The following is a 20,462-nucleotide window of genomic DNA, read 5'->3' as shown; positions in this document are numbered from 1 at the left end:
ATGTTTTGCTATTTTGTCAAGATTTTTAGGGCAAACGTTTATTTATACAAGCTTGAGATTTAATGTTATCTATGGATTGTCAATGTTATTTTTAGCAATTATTATAAATTAAGAAGCGATTATTAAAGTAGTAAGAGTAATAGGTTTAAAAACGAAACTATCAAATTTATGAAAATAGCATTCCTAACTCCAGAGTATCCTCACGAACGTATTGGTCATTCGGGAGGAATAGGGACAAGTATAAAACACCTTGCTGTTGCTTTAAAAAAACAAGGGCATGATGTTTCTTTGCTTATTTACGGTCAAAAAGAAGATGTCGAATTCAACGATAATGGTATTCAATTCTATAAAATTAAGAACCCAAAGTTAAAAGGTTTATCATGGATTTTAACGCGTAAAAAAATTCAAAAACTAATAAACAAACTACATAAAGAACAAAAAATAGAGATTGTAGAAGCTCCAGATTGGACAGGTATTGCTTCGTTTATAAATATAAAGTGCCCAATAGTGATTAGAGAAAATGGATCTGATACTTATTTCTGTCATTTAGACCATAGAAAAGTAAAAGCTATTAATCGCTTCCATGAAAAGCAGGCTCTAAAATCTGTAGACGGTATTATTTCGGTAAGCCAATTTACGGGTGAGTTAACGAATAAACTTTTCAATTTAAACAAACCATTTACCGTAATTCCAAATGCTGTTAATATAGAGGACTTCGAGCCTTCAGGTAGTCTTTCAAAAGAAAAAAATCAAACCATATTATATTTCGGTACGCTAATAAGAAAAAAAGGACTTCTAGAATTACCTTCTATTTTTAATAAAGTGAATAAAAAGTATCCAGAAGCAACTTTAGTATTAGTAGGTAAAGATAGCCCAGATATTAAAACGCAAACACAATCTACTTGGCAATTAATGCAACCGTTATTTACTAAAGAAGCCATAGGGAAAGTAAACTATATTGGTGCTGTGCCTTATTCTAAAATGAGAGAACATATAGAAAAAGCAACACTTTGTGTTTTTCCTACTTTTGCAGAAGCTTTACCAGTATCTTGGTTAGAAGCAATGGCTTTAAAGAAACCAATAGTAGCATCAAACGTTGGTTGGGCAAAAGAGATTGTTAATGATGGAGAAGATGGTTTTTTGGTGCATCCTAAAGAACACGATAATTATGCAAATAAAATTATTGACCTTTTAGAAAATGAAACTTTAAGAGGTCAGTTTTCAGTAGCAGCTAGAGAGAAGATAATATTAAAATTTAGTTCAGAAATTGTTGCAAAGCAATCTATCGAATTTTATAAAAAGACAATAGATGCTTATTCTCTTTCATAAAAACAATACCGTTGTTAAGGTTATTGACAATACAACTAGCGAAACTATAGTGCTTGCAGAAAAAGAGCCTACAAAGGCATTATTTCTTTTAGCTTCTAAGTATAGTAACCGTATTATTGCTTGGAGTCATATTTCAAATAAAAGTAACATTAATACTAAAGCTTTAAAGTCTTGTTTTACCTCAAATAATGTTATGGTTTCTAATGGTAAATCTACCTATTTGGGAGATGCCATTGGCTATGTTGAAGATTCACTTTTTATTAATGTAAATAGAGAAACAAATTTCCCTACTTGGTTAATGCATAGTAATTGTGGCGCAATTTATGGCGAAAAACTATTACTATTTAAAGAATCTATAAACAGTAAAAATAGTTTAGATTATAATTTAAATAGTATCGCAAAACTAGGAATGGAGAATGGTTTGCTTTGTTATTTTTCTCCAGAAATTGTAGAAAATAATAATGAAGATTATGTAGATAGAAAAGCAACTGCTTCGGAATTGTTTAAGTTTGTTAAAGAACATTTTAGAGCACGTTGGACGGTTTTATTATTTTTAAATCTGCTAATTTTCGAAAAAAGAATTTCATTAATTCCTTTAATAAAAAGCCTGTTTTTTAAACAGAAGACATTTGGTAACGTAATAACATCTAAAACTGATACTACAAAAACGATAGTATATTCTTCAATTTCTGTGCTAATACCAACATTAGGAAGAGCCAAATATTTGTATGATGTTTTAAAGGATTTAGCTAAGCAAACACTAGTACCTGTAGAAGTAATACTAATAGAGCAAGACGATAGTGGGATTACAAAAACAGAATTAAACTACATTAAAACCGAAGATTGGCCATTTAAAATAAATCATAAACTTATAGCGCAAACAGGTGCATGTAATGCCAGAAATATTGGCTTAGAATTAGTGACATCAGATTATGTTTTTATGGCAGACGATGATATAAGGTTTAATAAAGACACAATAGATCAAGCTGTGAAATTTATGCAAACGCACGATTTTAAAGCGATAACTTTAAGTTGTTTAAGAGCGAACGAAACCGAAAAACATAAAGTACCTATACAATGGGCTGCTTTTGGTTCTGGTTGTAGTATTGTAAAAACAAGTGCTTTAAAAAACTTAAAATTCGATATGGCTTTCGAGCATGGTTTTGGCGAGGATACAGACTTTGGAATGCAACTTAGAAATAATGGTGTTGATGTTATCTATCTTCCTTATGTACAGTTAAAACATCTAAAAGCACCAATAGGAGGCTTTAGAAATAAGCATATACATGATTGGGAAAAAGAAAATGTAGAACCTAAACCATCTCCAACAGTTATGCTTTATAATTTAAAGTATAAATCAATACAGCAACTAAAGAGTTATAAATTAACGTTATTGTTTAAATTCTATAAAAGTCAAGCGATAAAGAATCCATTTAAATATTATAGTACTTTTAAGAAGCGATGGAGTTTAAGTAAAACGTGGGCAAATAGATTAAATAATTTAAATTTTTAATATGAATTTCTCTCTAATCGTTTGCACATACATGAGACCGCAACCACTTTTAAAGTTGTTACAATCGGTTAAAAAGCAAACGCTATATCCAAATACCATTTTAATTATTGATGGTTCTACAGATAATAAAACGGAAACTGTTTTAAAAGAAAATACGTTTGATAGTTTGAGCTATTATAAAGTTGATGAAGCAAATCGCGGACTCACAAAACAACGTAATTATGGTATTAATTTAGTTGAAACTGCTACAGAGATTATTTGTTTTCTTGACGACGATATTATATTAACGCCAAACTACTTTGAAGCTTTAATAAGCACATACAAAACAAAACCGAAGGCATTAGCTGTAGGCGGTTATATTACAAACGAAATAGATTGGCAACAGCAAACGAAAGCAAACGATAAGAACTATTTTTATTATGATGGTTGGCAGCGTAAAGAGCCATTGCGTTTTAAAATAAGGCGTCTGTTTGGTGTTTTACCAGATGCACAACCAGGTTTTATGCCTACATTTTCTCATGGAAGATCGGTAAGTTTTTTACCGCCTTCAGGAAAAGTGTATCCAGTAGAACAAATAATGGGAGGTGTATCGTCCTACAAGAAGGAAGTGTTTAATACCTTATCTTTTTCTAACTATTTTATAGGTTATGGTTTATATGAAGATGCAGATTTCTCTTTACGATTAGCAAAATTAGGGAAGTTATACATTAATACTGCAGCGCAATTAGCGCATTATCACGATGCTTCTGGTAGACCAAATAAATTTAGCTATGGTAAAATGGTTATTAGAAATGGTTGGTATGTATGGCGTGTAAAATATGCTAATCCTACTCTAAAAGCGAGGTTTAAATGGCACGTAACCGCTATCTTGCTAACCAAAGTAAGATTGCTTAATGTAATTACAACAACCAATAGAAAAGAAGCACTCACCGAGAGCTTAGGAAGAATTGTAGGCTGGTTCTCTTTGTTTTTTAATGCTCCAAAAATTAAATAATGCGGTTTTTAATTATTTCTCATGCTTTACACAAAACTGTAAACCAACAGGTTTATAGTTATGCACCTTATGTTCGCGAAATGAATGTGTGGCTTAAGCATGTAGATAATGTAACTGTTATTGCTCCAAAAGTTGAAAACAATATTAATGCTATAGAAATACCTTATAAGCATCAAAATATACAATTACAATCTATACCAAGTATTCAATTTACAAGCGTAAACCATATTTTACTAGCGTTGTTAAATTTGCCAGTTATCTTTTTTAGAATCTTTATAGCGTGTAAACAAGCAGATCATATTCACTTACGTTGCCCAGGAAATATTGGATTATTAGGTTGTATTGCTCAAGTTTTTTTTCCAAAGAAAATAAAAACAGCAAAATATGCTGGTAATTGGGCTCCTAAAGCAAAACAACCTTTAAGTTATCGTTTTCAAAAATGGTTATTGAGCAACACCATTTTAACTAAAAATATTCAAGTTTTGGTTTATGGAAACTGGAAAAATCAAACTAAAAATATAAAATCATTTTTTACAGCAACATATAGCCAATCGGAAATAGAAAAAGCACCAAATCGTGAGTACAACACAGAACTTAAGTTTATTTTTGTAGGTAGCTTAGTAACTGGTAAAAGACCGTTATTAGCAATTCAGATTATCGAAAACTTAAAGCGAAAAGGATATAATGTAAGTTTAGATTTGTTTGGCGATGGTGTTTTAAAAGCCGAATTATTTCAATATATTTCAGAAAATAGGATAGAAAGCATTATTAATATTCATGGCAATAAAACTAAAGACATTGTAAAAGAGGCATTAAAAATAGCTCATTTTTCAATATTACCTTCTAAGTCAGAAGGTTGGCCAAAAGCCATTGCAGAAGCGATGTTTTTTGGTTGTATTCCAGTAGTTACTAAAATATCATGTGTGCCTTTTATGTTAGATTATGGGAAAAGAGGTGTTTTAATTGAGTCTGAACTAGAGGATGCAACACAAACAATAATTAATGTAGTAGCAGATAAAGAACGTTTAAGTTTAATGTCAGAATTAGCCTTAAAATGGTCGCAACATTATACTTTAGATCTTTTCGAGAGTGAAATAGTTAAACTATTAAAGCAATAAATGAGAGTTTTACAACTAATAGATTCTTTACATCCAGGAGGAGCAGAGCGCGTAGCAGTTAATATAGCCAACGCTTTAGCTTCTAAAGTAGAAGCGTCTTATTTGTGTGCAACACGCGAAGAGGGTATGTTAAAAGAAAGTATTGATACTCAAGTTAATTATCTGTTTTTAAATAAGCAAAAGACTGTAGATATTAAAGCAATTAAAAAGCTTAGTGCATTTATTAAGTCTGAAAACATAAATATTATCCACGCACATGGAACTTCGTTTTTTTTAGCTACTGTAATAAAAACTTTAAATAAGCGTGTAAATATTGTATGGCACGACCATTTTGGTAATAGAGCTACAACAAGTAAAACTAACCAACTTATTTTAAAACAATGCTCTAAATCCTTTTCTCGAATTTTTTGTGTGAATGAGAATTTGGTAGCATGGTCTAAACTTAATCTTAAATGTCGTCTAGTTAGTTTTATGCCAAACTTTGTAATAGAGCATACTATTGAAGGAAAAACACAATTAAAAGGAAAAGAAGGCAAGCGCATAATCTGTTTAGCAAATTTACGTCCAGATAAAGACCATCTTAATGCAATAGAAGCTTTTGAAGCACTTTTAAAAACAAATCCAGAATGGACTTTACATTGTGTTGGGAAAACATTCGATGACACCTATTCAAAAACTATTTTAGAAAAAGTAAAGGCACTAGGATTAAGCAAAAATGTTTTTTTTTATGGAAGTATTGTAGATGTTCCGTATACATTAAGCCAAAGTAATATTGGTATATTATCATCAGTTTCAGAAGGTTTGCCAATGGCACTTTTGGAGTATGGACTTTCAGTTTTACCAGTTGTGGTTACCAATGTTGGAGAGTGTGGTAAAGTAATATTAGATGGAGAGTTAGGTGTTTTAGTGCCATCTAAGAATAGTGTTTTATTAGCGAAAGCAATTCAATATTATATAGATGATCCACAATTAGCAGTAGAAAAAGGTAAAGCCTTTAATACACATGTACTTAAACTTTATTCTTCTAAAGAAGTAATAGATACATTAATAACGAATTATAATATTACTTTAGAAGCCCAGTGAAGTTTTTAAGCGACATAAAATTAATAGGATTACATGTGTTAATTGCCCTTGCAGTTTATATACTTCCTGTGCTTTCTAATGTTTATTTATTAGCCATTTTTTTTTATTTTTTCTTTAGAATAATAAAATCGCCAATTAATGGCAGGACATTAGAGATTTTATTTGCTTGTGGTTACATTGTAGGTGCTGAGGTTTTTATAAGGATGACAGGTGGAAGTATTTTATACGAAGCTTCAAAATACATGGTTATTTTTTTTAGTGTAGTAGGTATAATCAGTACTAGAATTTCCCAAAATAGTTTTGTTTATGTACTATACATTCTACTACTAATTCCTGGTGTTTTTGTTACAGGATTTAATCAAACTGCAGAAACTGTTATTAGAAAGGCGATTGCTTTTAATTTAAGTGGACCAGTGTGTTTAGGTATTGCTGCAATCTTTTGTTATCAAAAAGCGATTACGTATTCAAGTTTTCAAAAACTACTACTCTATATTGGTTTGCCTTTAATTTCTACAACCACATATCTTTTTCTTTACAACCCAAGTGTTAGTGAGGTTATAAGTAGTACAGGTTCTAATTTTAGTACCTCTGGAGGTTTTGGACCCAATCAAGTGGCAACAGTGTTAGGACTTGGAATGTTTGTTTTTTGTGTTCGGTTTTTTTCTAAAGCACCTTATAAATTATTTAAAATAATTAATGTTCTTTTGTTAGCTGTTATTTCGTTTCGTGCCATCGTTACCTTTAGTCGTGGAGGTGTTTTTGTAGCTGTTATTATGATGGTTTTTTATGTTTTATTTTATTACAAAAAGTCTACAAGTAAAAACAGGAAACGTGTTGCTCTTTTATCAACATTGTTTGTTGTTTTGGGTCTTTCGATTTGGACAATATCCTCAATAGAAACAGGTGGTTTTATAGATAAAAGGTACAATAATGAAGATGCCTTAGGTAGAGAAAAAGAAGATGTTTCAACTGGACGTAGTGATCTAATGGCATTCGAATTAAATGCCTTTTTAGAAAACCCTTTTTTGGGAATTGGAGTAGGGAAATCTAAAGAGTTGCGTTTTGAAAAAACAGGTATTAAAGCTGCATCTCATAATGAAATGAGTCGTATTTTATCTGAGCACGGACTTTTTGGGTTGATAGCCTTTGGAATTTTATTTATTACACCATTATTACTTAGAATAAGAAATAAATCTAACATCTTTTTTTATTCTTTTTTCCTATTTTGGTTCTTAACGATTAATCATTCGTCCATGCGTATTGCTGCACCAGCATTTGTTTACGGCTTGTGTTTACTAACTATAAACTATGAAAAACCTCCTCTACATAGGAAACAAGTTATCCAGTAAAGGTAAAACAGCCACTACTATAGATACGCTTGGTAATGCTTTATCTGCGGAAGGTTATTCTGTAAAAGCAGTATCCAACAAGAAGAATAAGTTTTTTAGATTGCTAGACATGTTACTCTCAATACTAAAAAATAAAAAGTGGGCAGATTATGTTTTAATAGATACGTATAGTACTCAAAATTTCTATTATGCCTATTTAACAAGCTGGTTGTGTCGTTTATTACAACTTAAATATCTACCTATTTTACATGGTGGTAATTTACCAAACCGGCTTAAAAATAGTCCCAAACTAAGTACAGCAATTTTTAAGAATGCATATATAAACGTAGCGCCTTCAGAATATATAAAATCTAATTTTGAAAGTTTTGGATATCATAATATTGCAATAATTCCAAATGCAATAGCTTTAGATAACTATATTTTTAAACAAAGGGAAATAGAAGTCATTAGGTTACTTTGGGTGCGTTCATTTTCAGAAGTATATAACCCTAAATTGGCAGTTTCAATTTTAAAAGCACTTCATGATATAGGAGAAGGAGCAAGTTTAACAATGGTTGGTCCAGATAACGATGGTAGTTTAGAAGACACAAAAGCTTTTGCAGAATCCTTAAATGTAGAAGTTGATTTTACAGGAAAGCTATCTAAACAAGAATGGATTACACGCTCTAAAGATTATAATATTTTTATAAATACCACTAATTTCGATAACATGCCTGTAAGTGTTATAGAAGCTATGGCATTAGGATTACCTGTAATATCTACAAATGTTGGTGGCTTGCCTTTTTTAATTGAAAATAATCTAGATGGTTTATTAGTTCCATTAAATAATGTCGATGCTTTTGTTGCAGCGATTTTAAAACTTAAAAATAATCAAGAAGTAATAGAACCATTAATTGGTCAAGCAAGAAAAAAGGTAGAACTGTATAACTGGCAAATAGTTAAGGAGAAATGGAAGTCAATTTTAGAATAAATCTTGCAAACCACATATAACTTATTATATTTACGCAAAATTACACCAAGTAACTCATGACCAAACAGTCTAATATTCATTTTGAAATATCAGAACGTAAGATCTTGTTAAGACTTTTCGATATTTTATCTATTAGTCTTGCTTTATATGGGTTTAGTTATTTTTCAGGATTCGATTATATTAAAATTGATGAAACACATTGGAGATGGTTAGTTGTTTTAGTAATTTATGTCATGGGTTTTGGTACCGTTTTCGAGCTTTACGATTTAAAAAAATCTAGTAAAATAGAAACTGTTACCAATGCAATACTACTTACAACTTCAGTAACAGTGCTTGTCTATCTTTTAACACCTTATTACACACCAACATTACCCGAAAACCGTATTCAAATACTTTACTTTTATTTAGCTATATTATTTCCGTTATTACTATGGAGGTTGGCTTATATTACGTTTATAGCTTCACCTAGATTTTATAAAAGAGCATTGTTAGTTGGTGAAACGTCTAGTATTGAAGCTGTAGTTTCATCAATAAAAAAAGCAGATCCAAATTATCAAATTATTGGATTTATTAATTGTGAAGCAGAAAAAGAAGACTCCATAAAATTCAAAGGAATAACGGAGTATAAAGCGAATCAAATTCACGAAATTATTTCTGAAGAAAATATCTCTGAAATTGTTATTGCAAGTTATAATTCTGAAACTATTTCTTCATCTATATATGTTGATTTAACAACGCTTCTAGAACGTGGCTATCCAGTTAGAGAATACACACAGGTGTATGAAGATATGTCTTACAGAGTACCTGTACAGTTTATTGGGAAAGATTTTTATAAAGATTTTCCATTTAGTAGAAACAATAAAAACAGGTTCTATTTAGCCTATAGAAGGTTTTTTGATGTGATTTTGTCTGTTTTCGGTGTTTTATGTTCTCTAGTGGTATTACCATTTATTGTAATAGGAAATGCTATTGGCAATAGAGGTCCATTATTATATTCTCAAGAACGCGTTGGAAAAAATGGAAAGCCCTTCAAAATTTTTAAATTTAGAAGTATGGTAACTAATGCTGAAGCTGGAGGAGCAGTTTGGGCTCAAAAAAATGATTCCAGAGTAACTGCTTTTGGGCGTTTTTTAAGAACCACACGTTTAGACGAGCTACCGCAATTAATAAATATTATTAAAGGAGAAATGAGTATTATTGGTCCAAGACCAGAACGACCAATGTTTGTTAACGAGTTAGCTCAGGTTATACCTTTCTACCATACAAGGCATATTGTAAAACCAGGTTTAACTGGTTGGGCTCAAGTAAATGCACGTTATGGGTCTAGTATTGATGACAGTTTAGTTAAGCTAGAGTACGATTTGTATTATATAAAACATCGTGGTTTTTTACTTGATTTTAATATTATTATTAAAACTTTAAGTACAGTTATTTTCTTTAGAGGACAGTAGGTTAATAGGCAGTCTTTAGTCTTAGTTTTTAGTCTTCAGTAAAATTAAATAATAAATAAATACGTAGTATTAAGAAACAAGAGTAACCACAAAACAGTGTTGTTTATTTTCCTTCGGAAAAGAGTCCGATAAGAGAGTTCTTAAAGGCTTCAGTTTTTTTGTTCCACCTTAGCGACTTTGCGAGAAAAAGCAACCAGTCTTAAGTATTAACTTTGTTTTTTCGAGTCTTTACTTCCAAAAAACCGAATCAAATAAACATACCTCACAGCTAATGCTATTAGTAATGGAATAAGCCCATAAGCATAAACTTGCACTCCAATAAACCAATGCAACGTCATTAAACACAACATAATAACAAGAAATTTTAAATAGCTTATAAACCAACGTTTTGGAGTGTTTTTAGAAACTTGAAATAAGGCTATTAAACTAATTGGGCAAGCCCAAAGTAAATTGTAATTGTATGCAGTGGCAGAATGGTCTGTAGCAAACCAAAGTAGTACTAATAGTAAGCCAATAGCACCTGTTATTGTAAACAGTACGGTATCTAGCCACTTAGAGCGTTTAGCGTTTTTATTATCCTTATAAGTAACAAATAAAATAAATAAACTTAATATTGAAAGTATAAAAATAGGACTTGTAAAAAAACTATCCTTTTCAAAATCACCATTTTGAGCATAAAGTATTCTAGATTCTTTTACTACTTGTTTATTAGAACTTTTAAACGAAGCTTCTTCAAAAAACTGAAAGATGTTTTCTGGTAAAAACATATATTCTCTAGGGCTAGCAACCTTATCGATAACAGAACCTAAGGCAATATCAATACCAAAACTTCCCCAAGAATTCCAATATAAATTATTTTGAATAAGGTCTCTAAATGTTTCTTCTTTATATACTTTAGGTGTCTTATATTCTATGTCACCATTTAAAACAGTCTCAGAAACGTCACGCATTTTAGTAGCGCAATTATCGTAGAAAAAATCATAAAGATATGGTCTGTTTTCTGGTTTGTAATTATTACTTAAATAACTTAGAAGCGCTTCTTTTTGGTCTTGGTTTAAATTAAGACCTTGCTCTTTTATTGTTCTATTTTGCTGTTTGTATAAACCAACTACATCTCTAGTATTAGCAGCTCCCATTAAATACTTTAATTTGCCTTTGGCAAAATTTATATAAAAATCAGGGTCGTTAAAAGGGTATCTTCCGTAGTCGTAAACAACATCTAGATATTCGTTTTTTACTCTAAAACCGTTGTGGCCAAAACTATCGTTTAACAAACTTCCAGGCCCAATAGTAATAATACTAATTTCTGTGTTTTCGGTAAGTTGTGGTACTTGAGAAAATGATAAAAAGAATGAGAGTAGAAGTGAAGTGAGTAAAAGTTTATTCATGTGGTTATTTTATTATTTTTAATCGGTCACATGCAGTTCTCTATTAATCATTCTCTTTGGTTAAAAGGCTTTTCAGCATGCTCCTTTCTTATAAAAATAGTTGTTATCTAAAAGCGCTAAAATCTAGTTTTATAGAAAACACGTTAGAATATAATGCAGCACTTTGATCTCCAATGTCTGTAAAAGCATAATCTACATGAATGCCTCTGTATTTAAAGCCAACACCAAAACTAGGCTGAAAGCCTAGACTTTCTGAATTGTCGAGTTGTAATTCATTTTGAAAATTACCAACACCAGTTCTAAGATATATCATGTCTATATAACCAAACTCAAAACCTAAAGCAGGATTTACACTAGCAAAAGAAGTTGAAATAACATCATTATTCTGCTCGAAACGTACATTCAAGTCAAGTTCAGCTTTTAAGCTATAATCATAATGAAAAAGATAGTTTTTAGAGATTCCAATTTGTAATTTAGGTATTGTAATTTCTGAAGATTCAGGCAATTCTTGATTTTGTCCTTCTACAGCACCTTGTACTCTAGCAAAGGCCTCGTCATCGTAACTCCAAGAATTAAAGGTTGTTGTAATATCGCGAGCCATTAAACCAAATTTCCAATTGTTTTCACTTTCAAATTGTATTCCTGCATCGAATCCAAATCCCCAAGAATTAGCAAAATCACCAATAACACGTCGTATAACTTTCGCATTAATACCATAGTTTAAACCTTGTATAGGTAATTTTCTTGCATAAGAAAATGTAAAACCATAATCTGCTGTCGAGAATAAACTAATACGATCGTAATTAACATTTCCTTGATCGTCAATTAATTGCGTGGTGTCTAAAATATCATCAACAGCAAAACGTATTAATGAGATTCCAATAGCACTTCTATCGTCTATAGGCATTGCAAATGCAGCATAATCGTAATTAGCAATGTTTGCAAAATAACTAGAATGCATTAATGCAAGTTGGTTATCTTCTACGTTAACCAATCCCGCAGGATTCCAATAACCAGCGTTAACATCGTTAGTAGTAGCAGATACAGCATTGCTCATTCCAAGAGCAGCAGCATCTACACCAATGTTCATGAATTCGTTAGAATATTTGGTTTGACCAAAAAGTGTTAATGACACTATGGTTAGCGCAAGTGTTAGTTGTAGTTTCAATGGCAGTTTTTTTACAAAGATGGTATATTTTTTCTAGTTACTCAAAACAAATAGGTTTTAGGGAATTTAGAGCTCGTGTTTTTTTTCTTTATTGGAATACAATTTTAAAGCATAGCCTTTGTTATGGTTTAAAACTTTAGCGAAAAGAAAGCAGAAAAGAGCATCTTTAAAAATCGAAAATCTACTTGTTTTGGGTATCTATTAAACTTCAAATTAAATACTATATTGTATAGTGTTATATTAAATTGAAATACTTTACTATTTTTACAAAAAAACTAACCAATGCAAATTAAAAAATTTATACCAAATTTTGTAACGCTTCTTAATCTGTTATGCGGAAGTATAGCCGTATTATTTGCAGTTAACAGTCTTTTTGTTACTTCAGCATTATTTGTGTTTTTAGGCATATTTTTCGATTTTTTCGATGGGCTTTTGGCGAGAAAATTAAACGTGCAAAGTGAATTGGGTTTACAATTAGATTCTCTGGCAGATATGGTTACTAGCGGACTTGTACCAGGAGTTGTACTATATAAACTAATAGAAATTGCTGTAGATGCTCCACCAATGGCAGGATCTAACGAGTGGTCGCTACATTGGTCTGGGTTTTCAATGTCTTTTATTCCAATTATTGGCTTGTTTGTTACGTTAGCTTCGGCTTACAGATTAGCAAAGTTTAATTTAGATGAAGATCAACAGACTTATTTTAAAGGCTTGCCAACACCAGCTAATACATTACTTATTATGTCGTTACCATTAATTATGGAGTTTCAACATAATGATATTATTAATGCAATTATACTAAACAAGTGGTTTTTAATTGGGCTTGCTCTTTTAAGTTGCTACTTGCTTAATTCGGGTATTAAACTATTCGCTTTAAAATTTAAAGACTATAGTTTTAAAAATAATGCAATGCGTTATGTTTTTATTATTCTAAGTCTAGTATTACTAATTGTGCTTCATTTTGCAGCAATACCAGTAATTATATTATTATATATTTTCCTCTCTTTAATTCAAAATAACCAAAACTAATGGGTCAAATTATTTTTACACTTATTATGCTAGTGGCTTTACAAGCCGTTTTAGGTTTCGATAACTTATTATACATCTCTTTAGAATCTAAAAAAGCACCACTATCCGAACAAAAAAGTGTTCGTAAAAAAGGAATCTTAATAGCTATTTTTTTAAGGATAATATTATTATTTGTATTGGTAAAAGTTATTGTCTTTTTTCAAGAACCTTTTTCTTGGCTAACAGGAGAGATAGAAGATGTTGTAAAGTTTTCATTTAATGGACACAGTATTATTGTGCTTATAGGTGGTGCTTTTATTATTTATACTGCTATTAAAGAAATATGGCACATGATTTCACTTCAACAAGACAGTCATAAAATAGAAGATAGTGAACGTGGTACAAAAACGGCAAATGCAGCTATTACAAGTATTGTAATTATGAATTTGGTTTTTTCTTTCGATTCTATTTTAGCAGCCATTGGTTTAACAAGAGAGATTGAGGATTCTACAGTCGCTTTTATCGTTATGGCTATTGCCATTGTAGCTAGTGGATTATTAATGCTATTTATGGCAGATAAAATTTCTAGTTTTTTATCTAAAAATAGAATGTATGAAGTCTTAGGGTTATTTATCCTTTTTATAGTTGGGATTATGCTTATTACCGAAGGTGGCCATTTGGCTCACTTACATTTCTTTGGAGAAGAAATTGTACCAATGAGTAAAACAACATTCTATTTTGTAATTGCGATACTTGTAATTGTAGATGTTGTACAAGGTCGTTACCAAAAGAAACTGTTAAAGGAGAGTACGCATAAGGCAGAATAAGTTTTCAGTAGCAGTTGAAGTTGAAACCTTATTTTTGTTTCATTTAAAATATTTCAATAAGTTATTAATCAAGAGTAATTACATAACTGTGTCTTTTCCCTAGGAAAAGAGTAAGAATAGGATAAAATATAATTTATAATATGAAAGATTTAAAATTCCCATTACATTTTAGTTTTAATATTGGCACATTATCTAACGATTTTACAGCTAAAAATACAGATGGAACCACTGTGGCTTATGTAAAACAAAAAATGTTTAAGCTTAAAGAGGCTATTACTATATATTCCAATTCTAATAAAACAGATATTGCTTATACTATTGCAGCAAACCAATGGTTAGATTTTTCTGCTGCATACGCATTAAAAGATGCAGATGGTTCTATTATTGGTAAAGTAGCAAGAAAAGGTTGGGCTTCAATTTGGAAAGCCAATTACGAAATTATAGATCAAAACGAGAAAGTACAATACCATATAAAAGAAAGTAATCCTTGGGTAAAGGTTGTAGATTCTATACTTGGAGAAATACCAATTTTAGGGTTTTTTACAGGTTATATGTTTCATCCTACTTACAATGTTACCAATTTAAGAGATGAAGTTATTGTACAGTTAAAAAAAGAGCCTTCTTTCTTTGGTAAGGAATTTAAAGTTGAACTTGTTAAGCCAATAGATAACGACGACGACGATCGTATTATGCTTAGTTTAATGATGATGGTTTTATTGGAGAGACGAAGAGGTTAATTAATTTATTGCATAAAAAAAACACCTTTAATAAAACAACTGTATAGCCTGTTTTATTAAAGGTGTTTTTTATGTATAGCCTCGTTTTTTAATTCATAGTCTTTAGGAGTGGGTAAAGTTTAATATCACTATTTAAACTAGAAATCAATCTTAGTTTTACGTAACTCGAAGTTCTGTCCTAAATACACTTTACGTACCATTTCGTCTGCAGCAAGCTCTTCTGGCTCACCAGCTTTAAGAATACCACCTTCAAACATTAAGTATGTTCTATCTGTAATTGCTAAAGTTTCTTGTACGTTGTGGTCTGTAATAAGAATACCAATATCTTTCTTTGCTAATCGTGCAATAATTCGCTGAATATCTTCTACTGCAACAGGATCTACACCAGCAAAAGGTTCATCTAAAAGAATAAAATTAGGATCGGTTGCCAAGGCACGCGCAATCTCTGTTCTTCTTCGTTCTCCACCAGACAATAAATCGCCACGACTTTTTCTAATATGTCCTAAACTAAACTCATCAATAAGCGATTCCATTTTATGTAATTGCTCTTTTTTACTCAGCTTAGTCATTTGTAAAACGCTTAGAATATTGTCTTCAATACTCAATTTTCTAAAAACCGAAGCTTCCTGTGCCAAGTAACCAATACCATTTTGAGCACGCTTGTACATTGGGTATTTGGTAATGTTTGTGCCTTCTAGAAATATATTTCCACCATTAGGTTTTATTAAGCCAACAATCATGTAAAAAGACGTTGTTTTTCCAGCACCATTAGGTCCAAGTAATCCAACAATTTCTCCAGTATTTACTTCTAGAGAAACGTCTTTTACAACTTTTCGTCCGTTGTAGGACTTCATTAAATGTTCGGCTTTTAATTTCATGTGTTAAATATTATATTAGATAAAAATACAAAACTGGCTTTAATCTAAATTCGGTTTAGCTAAAGTTTAACTTTGAGATTCTAATGCATCCCAATATTCATAAGCTTTTCTTAAATGAGGAATTACAATTGTTCCACCTACTAAGGTTGCAATACTAAGTGTTTCTACTACTTTTTCTTTAGATAATCCTGCTTTATGGCAAGATTCTAAATGGTACTTAATACAATCATCACAACGTAAAACTGTAGAGGCAACAAGGCCTAAAAGTTCTTTTGTGGCAACATCTAAAGCACCTTCTGCAAAAGCATTTGTATCTAAATTAAAGATGCGTTTTATTACCTTATTATTATCTGCTAATATCTTATCGTTCATTTTTGTACGATAATCGTTGAATTCTTTAACTACTGATCCTGACATCTTTTTTATTTTTCTTATTCTGTTTCTTGACTACCATTCTAGATATAAAAATACTGGCTTGATATAAAATCAATATTGGTATTGCTACAATAACCTGACTTGCAATATCTGGAGGTGTTATAATTGCTGAAAGAATAAGCACTATAACAAGTGCAAATTTTCTGTATTTTTTTAAAATTTCGGGTGTTACTAAACCAACTTTGGTTAAAAAGTATATAATAATAGGAAGCTCGAATACAAAACCTGCAGCTAAAGAAGAAGATCTAATTAAGGAAATGTAAGAACTAATATCTATTTCGTTTAAAATTTCTGTACTTACTATATAATTGGCAAGGAAATTTATCGATAATGGAATTATAATAAAATATCCAAACAGTACACCAATAAAGAATAATAAAGATGAAATAATAATGAAGCCTCTAGAGGTTTTTCGCTCATTTACTTTCATTCCTGGGCTTATAAAATGCCAAAGCTGATAGATTATATAAGGAAATGCAACAATAAATCCTGCATAGAAAGAAGTCCATATATGTGCCGAAAACTGTCCAGCCATTGTCCTATTCTGAATAATAAAAGGGAATTCTGCTTGACAGAAGGTGGTGTCTTCAATACCAAAAAAAGTAGACATACTACATAACCATTGGTAGGTAGGAAACGTCATCTTTTTTGGCCACATAATAATGTTATCCATTATAAACGTTCCAAAAATAAACGCGACAATCCCACAAACGAGTATAGCAATAAATATTCTAATTAAATGCCATCTTAAATCTTCAAGGTGATCTAAAAACGACATACTGTTTACATCTGTTTTCACCATTAAATAATACCTTCTTTTATTAAATTGTGTAAATGCACAACACCTGCATAATTGCCATTGTTTTCTACAAGTAATTGAGAAATACCATAAGTTTCCATAACGTCCATGGCATCAACAGCCATTGCATCTTCATTTATGGCTTTAGGATTACTGCTCATAATATCTTTAGCAGTTAAACCAGAAAAATTATCGACTTTAGTAAGCATACGTCTTAAGTCACCATCTGTAATAATACCTGCAATTTTATTATTTTCTACAACAGCAGTAACACCAAGCATACTTTCTGATATTTCTATTATTACAGTTTTTAAATCCGTATCAGGCTGTACCTGCGGTTTATTATTAACCGATGATAAATCATGTACACGTAAATATAATTTTTTCCCTAAAGCACCTCCAGGATGGTATTTTGCAAAATCTTTACTAGAAAAACCACGTATTTCTAACAAACAAACAGCTAGAGCATCACCAATTACTAATTGCGCAGTTGTACTTGTTGTTGGTGCTAAATTATTTGGGCAAGCCTCTTTTGCAACATAAGCATTTAATACATAATCTGCTTGTGTACCTAAAAAAGAGTCTTTATTACCCGTTATGGCAATCATTTTATTTTTTGCATTCTTTATTAAAGGCACAAGTACCTTAATTTCAGGTGTGTTACCGCTTTTAGAAATGCAAATAACAACATCATCTTCTAAAATTAAACCTAAATCACCATGAATTGCATCTGCAGCATGCATAAAAACAGCAGGAGTTCCTGTAGAATTCATTGTAGCTACAATTTTTGTTGCAATAATAGCGCTTTTACCAATACCAGTAATTATTACTCTTCCCTTAGATTTGTATATAAGTTGCACAGCATCAGCGAAGTCTTCATCAATTAAAGTAGCTAGATTACTAATAGAGGCACTTTCCAATGCTATGGTTTCTTTAGCGATTTTTAGTATAGATTCCTTAGTATTCAAAATATATCATTTTAAGATTAGGTAGCAATTGAAAAGATTTTGTTATCTTTAAAAGTTGCGTAAAATAACTTCGATTTCGTGATTGTTGATAATCTCGACAAATTTAGCGAAAAATTAAAAGTAAAGCTTTAATTCTTCTTACTAATAGTGTTGATTTTAGAAGTTGTTTTGCCTACATTGTAAATGTGTAAATAATTAACTGCTTAAAATAAACTGTGAAAAGTCAAATACGTGCTGCCCTAAAAAAGTATTTCGGTTTTAGTGAATTCAAAGGATTACAAGAAACCGTTATCGAAAGTATTTTATCTCAAAATAACACATTCGTTATTATGCCTACTGGAGGCGGAAAATCCTTATGCTACCAACTTCCTGCGCTTATGCAAGAAGGAACAGCTATTGTAGTTTCTCCTTTAATTGCCTTAATGAAAAATCAAGTAGATGCCATTCGTGGTATTTCAGATCAACATGGTGTTGCGCATGTTTTAAATTCGTCTTTAAATAAAACGGAAATAAAACAAGTAAAAGAAGATATTACTAATGGAATAACCAAGTTACTTTATGTAGCACCAGAATCGCTAACAAAAGAAGAGAACGTAGAATTTTTGCGTACTGTAAAAATTTCTTTTATGGCTGTAGATGAAGCCCATTGTATTAGTGAATGGGGACACGACTTTAGACCAGAGTACAGGAATTTACGTACTATAATTCAACGTATTGGTGACAATATTCCAATTATTGGTCTTACTGCTACTGCAACTCCAAAAGTTCAAGAAGATATACTTAAGAATTTAGGAATGCCAGATGCTACAACTTTTAAAGCATCATTTAATAGGCCTAATTTATATTACGAAATCCGTCCGAAGACAAAAACCGTAGATTCAGATATTATTCGTTTTGTAAAGCAAAACGAAGGAAAAACTGGGATTATATACTGTTTAAGTAGAAAACGTGTTACAGAGTTAGCTCAAGTTTTACAAGTTAATGGTATTAAAGCATTGCCTTATCACGCAGGATTAGATGCAAAAACAAGAGCAAAACATCAAGATATGTTCTTAATGGAAGATGTAGACGTTATTGTTGCTACCATTGCTTTTGGAATGGGAATCGATAAACCAGATGTACGTTTTGTAATCCATCACGATATTCCAAAAAGTATAGAAAGTTACTACCAAGAAACTGGACGTGCTGGACGAGATGGTGGAGAAGGCCATTGTTTAGCTTATTATGCATATAAGGACATAGAAAAACTTGAAAAATTTATGTCTGGAAAACCAGTTGCCGAGCAGGAAATTGGTCATGCATTATTACAAGAGGTTGTTGCCTATTGTGAAACATCTATTTCTAGACGAAAATTTATTCTTCATTATTTTGGTGAAGAATTTAGTAACGAAACTGGAGGTGGTGGAGACATGGATGATAATATGCGCCATCCTAAAAAACAAAATGAAGCAAAAGACGATGCTGTTATACTTCTAGAAGTAGTGCAAGCTACAAACGAAACTTATAAATCTAAAGATTTGGTATGTGTGATTGTTGGTACTTCTAACGCAATGATTAGTTCACATAAAACAGATGCTCAGCCTTATTTTGGTAACGGAAAACATAGAGATAATAAGTATTGGATGGCACTGCTACGTCAAGTATTAGTAGCAGGTTATCTAAAAAAAGATATAGAAACTTATGGTGTTGTTAAATTAACAGACGCAGGAAAAGCTTTTATTAAAAAGCCTTCTTCGTTTATGATGACAGAAGACCATACTTTCGACGAGGCTCATAACAATAATATTGTTACAGCTGCCAAAGGTGGAGGAGCAGTAGTAGATGTGGCATTAATGAAAATGCTAAAAGATTTAAGGAAATCGAATGCAAAAAAACTTGGAGTTCCTCCTTTTGTTATTTTTCAAGATCCTTCTTTAGAAGACATGGCTTTAAAGTATCCAATTACTGTTGCCGAACTCTCAAACGTTCATGGTGTTGGAGAAGGAAAAGCTAAAAAGTATGGTAAAGATTTTGTTGCTTTAATAGGTAAGTACGTTGAAGAAAACGATATCATGAGACCAGACGATTTTATTGTTAAATCTACTGGTACTAATTCTGGTTTAAAATTATATATTATCCAGAATGTGGATAGAAAATTACCATTAACAGATATTTCGTCTGCTAAAGGTATGCAAATGAATGATTTTATTAAAGAAATGGAAGCCATTGTCTTTTCTGGAACCAAGCTTAATATTAATTATTGGATTGACGATTTATTAGATGAAGATCAACAAGAGGAACTGTATGACTATTTTATGGAATCTGAAACCGATAAAATAGACGTTGCTATAGATGAGTTTGATGGCGATTATGATGACGAAGAATTACGTCTCTACCGTATTAAATTTATTAGCGAGGTGGCAAATTAAATACTAATACTTTATGTAAATAATATATCACTCTTGGTT

Annotated in this window: 18 protein-coding genes; 12 read left to right on the top strand and 6 right to left on the bottom strand. The window is 31.2% G+C overall.

The window, feature by feature from the left end:
• The first annotated feature begins 168 nt into the window (after positions 1 to 168).
• Genes CW733_RS07960 through CW733_RS07925 form a run of 8 tightly spaced genes read left to right on the top strand, consistent with a single transcriptional unit; the run spans position 169 to position 9,807 of the window.
• Complete coding sequence (locus CW733_RS07960; protein ID WP_100996690.1) at positions 169 to 1,329, top strand: glycosyltransferase family 4 protein; 1,161 nt, start codon at positions 169 to 171, stop codon at positions 1,327 to 1,329.
• Entirely contained in the window at positions 1,310 to 2,842 is a 1,533-nt protein-coding gene (locus CW733_RS07955) for a glycosyltransferase family 2 protein (RefSeq protein ID WP_100996689.1), read from the top strand. Before CW733_RS07960 ends, CW733_RS07955 begins: the two co-directional genes overlap by 20 nt.
• 1 nt (position 2,843) lies before the next feature.
• Complete coding sequence (locus tag CW733_RS07950; protein WP_100996688.1) at positions 2,844 to 3,836, top strand: glycosyltransferase family 2 protein; 993 nt, start codon at positions 2,844 to 2,846, stop codon at positions 3,834 to 3,836.
• On the top strand, positions 3,836 to 4,954 hold the full coding sequence (locus CW733_RS07945) for a glycosyltransferase family 4 protein (RefSeq protein ID WP_100996687.1): 1,119 nt from the start codon (positions 3,836 to 3,838) through the stop codon (positions 4,952 to 4,954). The genes CW733_RS07950 and CW733_RS07945 overlap by 1 nt, the downstream gene beginning before the upstream one ends.
• Positions 4,955 to 6,037: a glycosyltransferase family 4 protein gene (locus tag CW733_RS07940; RefSeq protein ID WP_100996686.1), complete on the top strand. Its 1,083-nt coding sequence runs from the start codon at positions 4,955 to 4,957 to the stop codon at positions 6,035 to 6,037. It abuts the gene before it with no gap.
• A complete protein-coding gene (locus CW733_RS07935) occupies positions 6,034 to 7,386 on the top strand; it encodes an O-antigen ligase (RefSeq protein WP_100996685.1) in 1,353 nt (450 codons plus the stop codon). Before CW733_RS07940 ends, CW733_RS07935 begins: the two co-directional genes overlap by 4 nt.
• Positions 7,346 to 8,356: a glycosyltransferase family 4 protein gene (locus tag CW733_RS07930; protein ID WP_100996684.1), complete on the top strand. Its 1,011-nt coding sequence runs from the start codon at positions 7,346 to 7,348 to the stop codon at positions 8,354 to 8,356. Before CW733_RS07935 ends, CW733_RS07930 begins: the two co-directional genes overlap by 41 nt.
• 56 nt (positions 8,357 to 8,412) lie before the next feature.
• Positions 8,413 to 9,807: a sugar transferase gene (locus tag CW733_RS07925; RefSeq protein ID WP_100996683.1), complete on the top strand. Its 1,395-nt coding sequence runs from the start codon at positions 8,413 to 8,415 to the stop codon at positions 9,805 to 9,807.
• A gap of 206 nt (positions 9,808 to 10,013) precedes the next feature.
• On the opposite strand, the gene CW733_RS07920 is transcribed toward CW733_RS07925, so the two are convergent.
• Entirely contained in the window at positions 10,014 to 11,195 is a 1,182-nt protein-coding gene (locus tag CW733_RS07920; protein ID WP_100996682.1) for a DUF4105 domain-containing protein, read from the bottom strand.
• A 103-nt stretch (positions 11,196 to 11,298) separates the two neighbouring features.
• Entirely contained in the window at positions 11,299 to 12,363 is a 1,065-nt protein-coding gene (locus CW733_RS07915; protein ID WP_232730412.1) for a PorV/PorQ family protein, read from the bottom strand.
• A gap of 282 nt (positions 12,364 to 12,645) precedes the next feature.
• Between CW733_RS07915 and CW733_RS07905 the strand changes: the two genes are divergently transcribed.
• The 3 genes from CW733_RS07905 to CW733_RS07895 all read left to right on the top strand — a co-directional run bounded on the left by CW733_RS07905 (position 12,646) and on the right by CW733_RS07895 (position 14,935).
• Positions 12,646 to 13,392 (top strand): phosphatidylcholine/phosphatidylserine synthase, encoded by a 747-nt coding sequence (locus CW733_RS07905; protein WP_100996679.1) that lies wholly within the window; start codon positions 12,646 to 12,648, stop codon positions 13,390 to 13,392.
• Positions 13,392 to 14,198, top strand: coding sequence for a TerC family protein (locus CW733_RS07900; protein ID WP_100996678.1), 807 nt, complete (start codon positions 13,392 to 13,394; stop codon positions 14,196 to 14,198). Before CW733_RS07905 ends, CW733_RS07900 begins: the two co-directional genes overlap by 1 nt.
• A 140-nt stretch (positions 14,199 to 14,338) precedes the next feature.
• Positions 14,339 to 14,935 carry a hypothetical protein gene (locus CW733_RS07895; RefSeq protein ID WP_100996677.1) on the top strand — a complete coding sequence of 199 codons (597 nt, stop codon included), beginning with the start codon at positions 14,339 to 14,341 and terminating at the stop codon, positions 14,933 to 14,935.
• A 137-nt stretch (positions 14,936 to 15,072) separates the two neighbouring features.
• Here the strand turns inward: CW733_RS07895 and lptB are convergent, their stop codons facing one another.
• The 4 genes from lptB to CW733_RS07875 form a co-directional block, all read right to left on the bottom strand.
• Positions 15,073 to 15,813 (bottom strand): LPS export ABC transporter ATP-binding protein, encoded by a 741-nt coding sequence (gene lptB, locus CW733_RS07890; protein ID WP_100996676.1) that lies wholly within the window; start codon positions 15,811 to 15,813, stop codon positions 15,073 to 15,075.
• Between the two features lie 66 nt (positions 15,814 to 15,879).
• Positions 15,880 to 16,230, bottom strand: a complete 351-nt coding sequence (locus tag CW733_RS07885; protein WP_100996675.1) for a carboxymuconolactone decarboxylase family protein — start codon at positions 16,228 to 16,230, stop codon at positions 15,880 to 15,882.
• The gene (gene tatC, locus CW733_RS07880; RefSeq protein WP_100996674.1) at positions 16,211 to 17,050 is read right to left on the bottom strand and encodes a twin-arginine translocase subunit TatC; all 840 of its coding nucleotides are present in this window, start codon (positions 17,048 to 17,050) and stop codon (positions 16,211 to 16,213) included. The genes CW733_RS07885 and tatC overlap by 20 nt, the downstream gene beginning before the upstream one ends.
• Positions 17,050 to 18,015, bottom strand: coding sequence for an SIS domain-containing protein (locus tag CW733_RS07875; RefSeq protein WP_100996673.1), 966 nt, complete (start codon positions 18,013 to 18,015; stop codon positions 17,050 to 17,052). Before CW733_RS07875 ends, tatC begins: the two co-directional genes overlap by 1 nt.
• A 215-nt stretch (positions 18,016 to 18,230) precedes the next feature.
• On the opposite strand from CW733_RS07875, the gene CW733_RS07870 reads away from it, so the two are divergent.
• Positions 18,231 to 20,423 carry an ATP-dependent DNA helicase RecQ gene (locus tag CW733_RS07870; RefSeq protein WP_100996672.1) on the top strand — a complete coding sequence of 731 codons (2,193 nt, stop codon included), beginning with the start codon at positions 18,231 to 18,233 and terminating at the stop codon, positions 20,421 to 20,423.
• Positions 20,424 to 20,462 lie beyond the last annotated feature (39 nt).

Source organism: Lacinutrix sp. Bg11-31 (assembly GCF_002831665.1).
GTDB lineage: Bacteria > Bacteroidota > Bacteroidia > Flavobacteriales > Flavobacteriaceae > Lacinutrix.
This window is presented reverse-complemented; position numbering and strand designations above follow the sequence as displayed.

Bases quoted from the DNA above. Each gene is read 5' to 3' on its own strand.
- lptB (WP_100996676.1), bottom strand. From the start codon at position 15,813: ATGAAATTAAAAGCCGAACATTTAATGAAGTCCTACAACGGACGAAAA.
- CW733_RS07930 (WP_100996684.1), top strand. From the start codon at position 7,346: ATGAAAAACCTCCTCTACATAGGAAACAAGTTATCCAGTAAAGGTAAA.
- CW733_RS07905 (WP_100996679.1), top strand. From the start codon at position 12,646: ATGCAAATTAAAAAATTTATACCAAATTTTGTAACGCTTCTTAATCTG.
- CW733_RS07885 (WP_100996675.1), bottom strand. From the start codon at position 16,230: ATGTCAGGATCAGTAGTTAAAGAATTCAACGATTATCGTACAAAAATG.
- CW733_RS07955 (WP_100996689.1), top strand. From the start codon at position 1,310: ATGCTTATTCTCTTTCATAAAAACAATACCGTTGTTAAGGTTATTGAC.
- CW733_RS07925 (WP_100996683.1), top strand. From the start codon at position 8,413: ATGACCAAACAGTCTAATATTCATTTTGAAATATCAGAACGTAAGATC.
- CW733_RS07920 (WP_100996682.1), bottom strand. From the start codon at position 11,195: ATGAATAAACTTTTACTCACTTCACTTCTACTCTCATTCTTTTTATCA.
- CW733_RS07895 (WP_100996677.1), top strand. From the start codon at position 14,339: ATGAAAGATTTAAAATTCCCATTACATTTTAGTTTTAATATTGGCACA.
- CW733_RS07900 (WP_100996678.1), top strand. From the start codon at position 13,392: ATGGGTCAAATTATTTTTACACTTATTATGCTAGTGGCTTTACAAGCC.
- tatC (WP_100996674.1), bottom strand. From the start codon at position 17,050: ATGGTGAAAACAGATGTAAACAGTATGTCGTTTTTAGATCACCTTGAA.
- CW733_RS07945 (WP_100996687.1), top strand. From the start codon at position 3,836: ATGCGGTTTTTAATTATTTCTCATGCTTTACACAAAACTGTAAACCAA.
- CW733_RS07940 (WP_100996686.1), top strand. From the start codon at position 4,955: ATGAGAGTTTTACAACTAATAGATTCTTTACATCCAGGAGGAGCAGAG.
- CW733_RS07950 (WP_100996688.1), top strand. From the start codon at position 2,844: ATGAATTTCTCTCTAATCGTTTGCACATACATGAGACCGCAACCACTT.
- CW733_RS07960 (WP_100996690.1), top strand. From the start codon at position 169: ATGAAAATAGCATTCCTAACTCCAGAGTATCCTCACGAACGTATTGGT.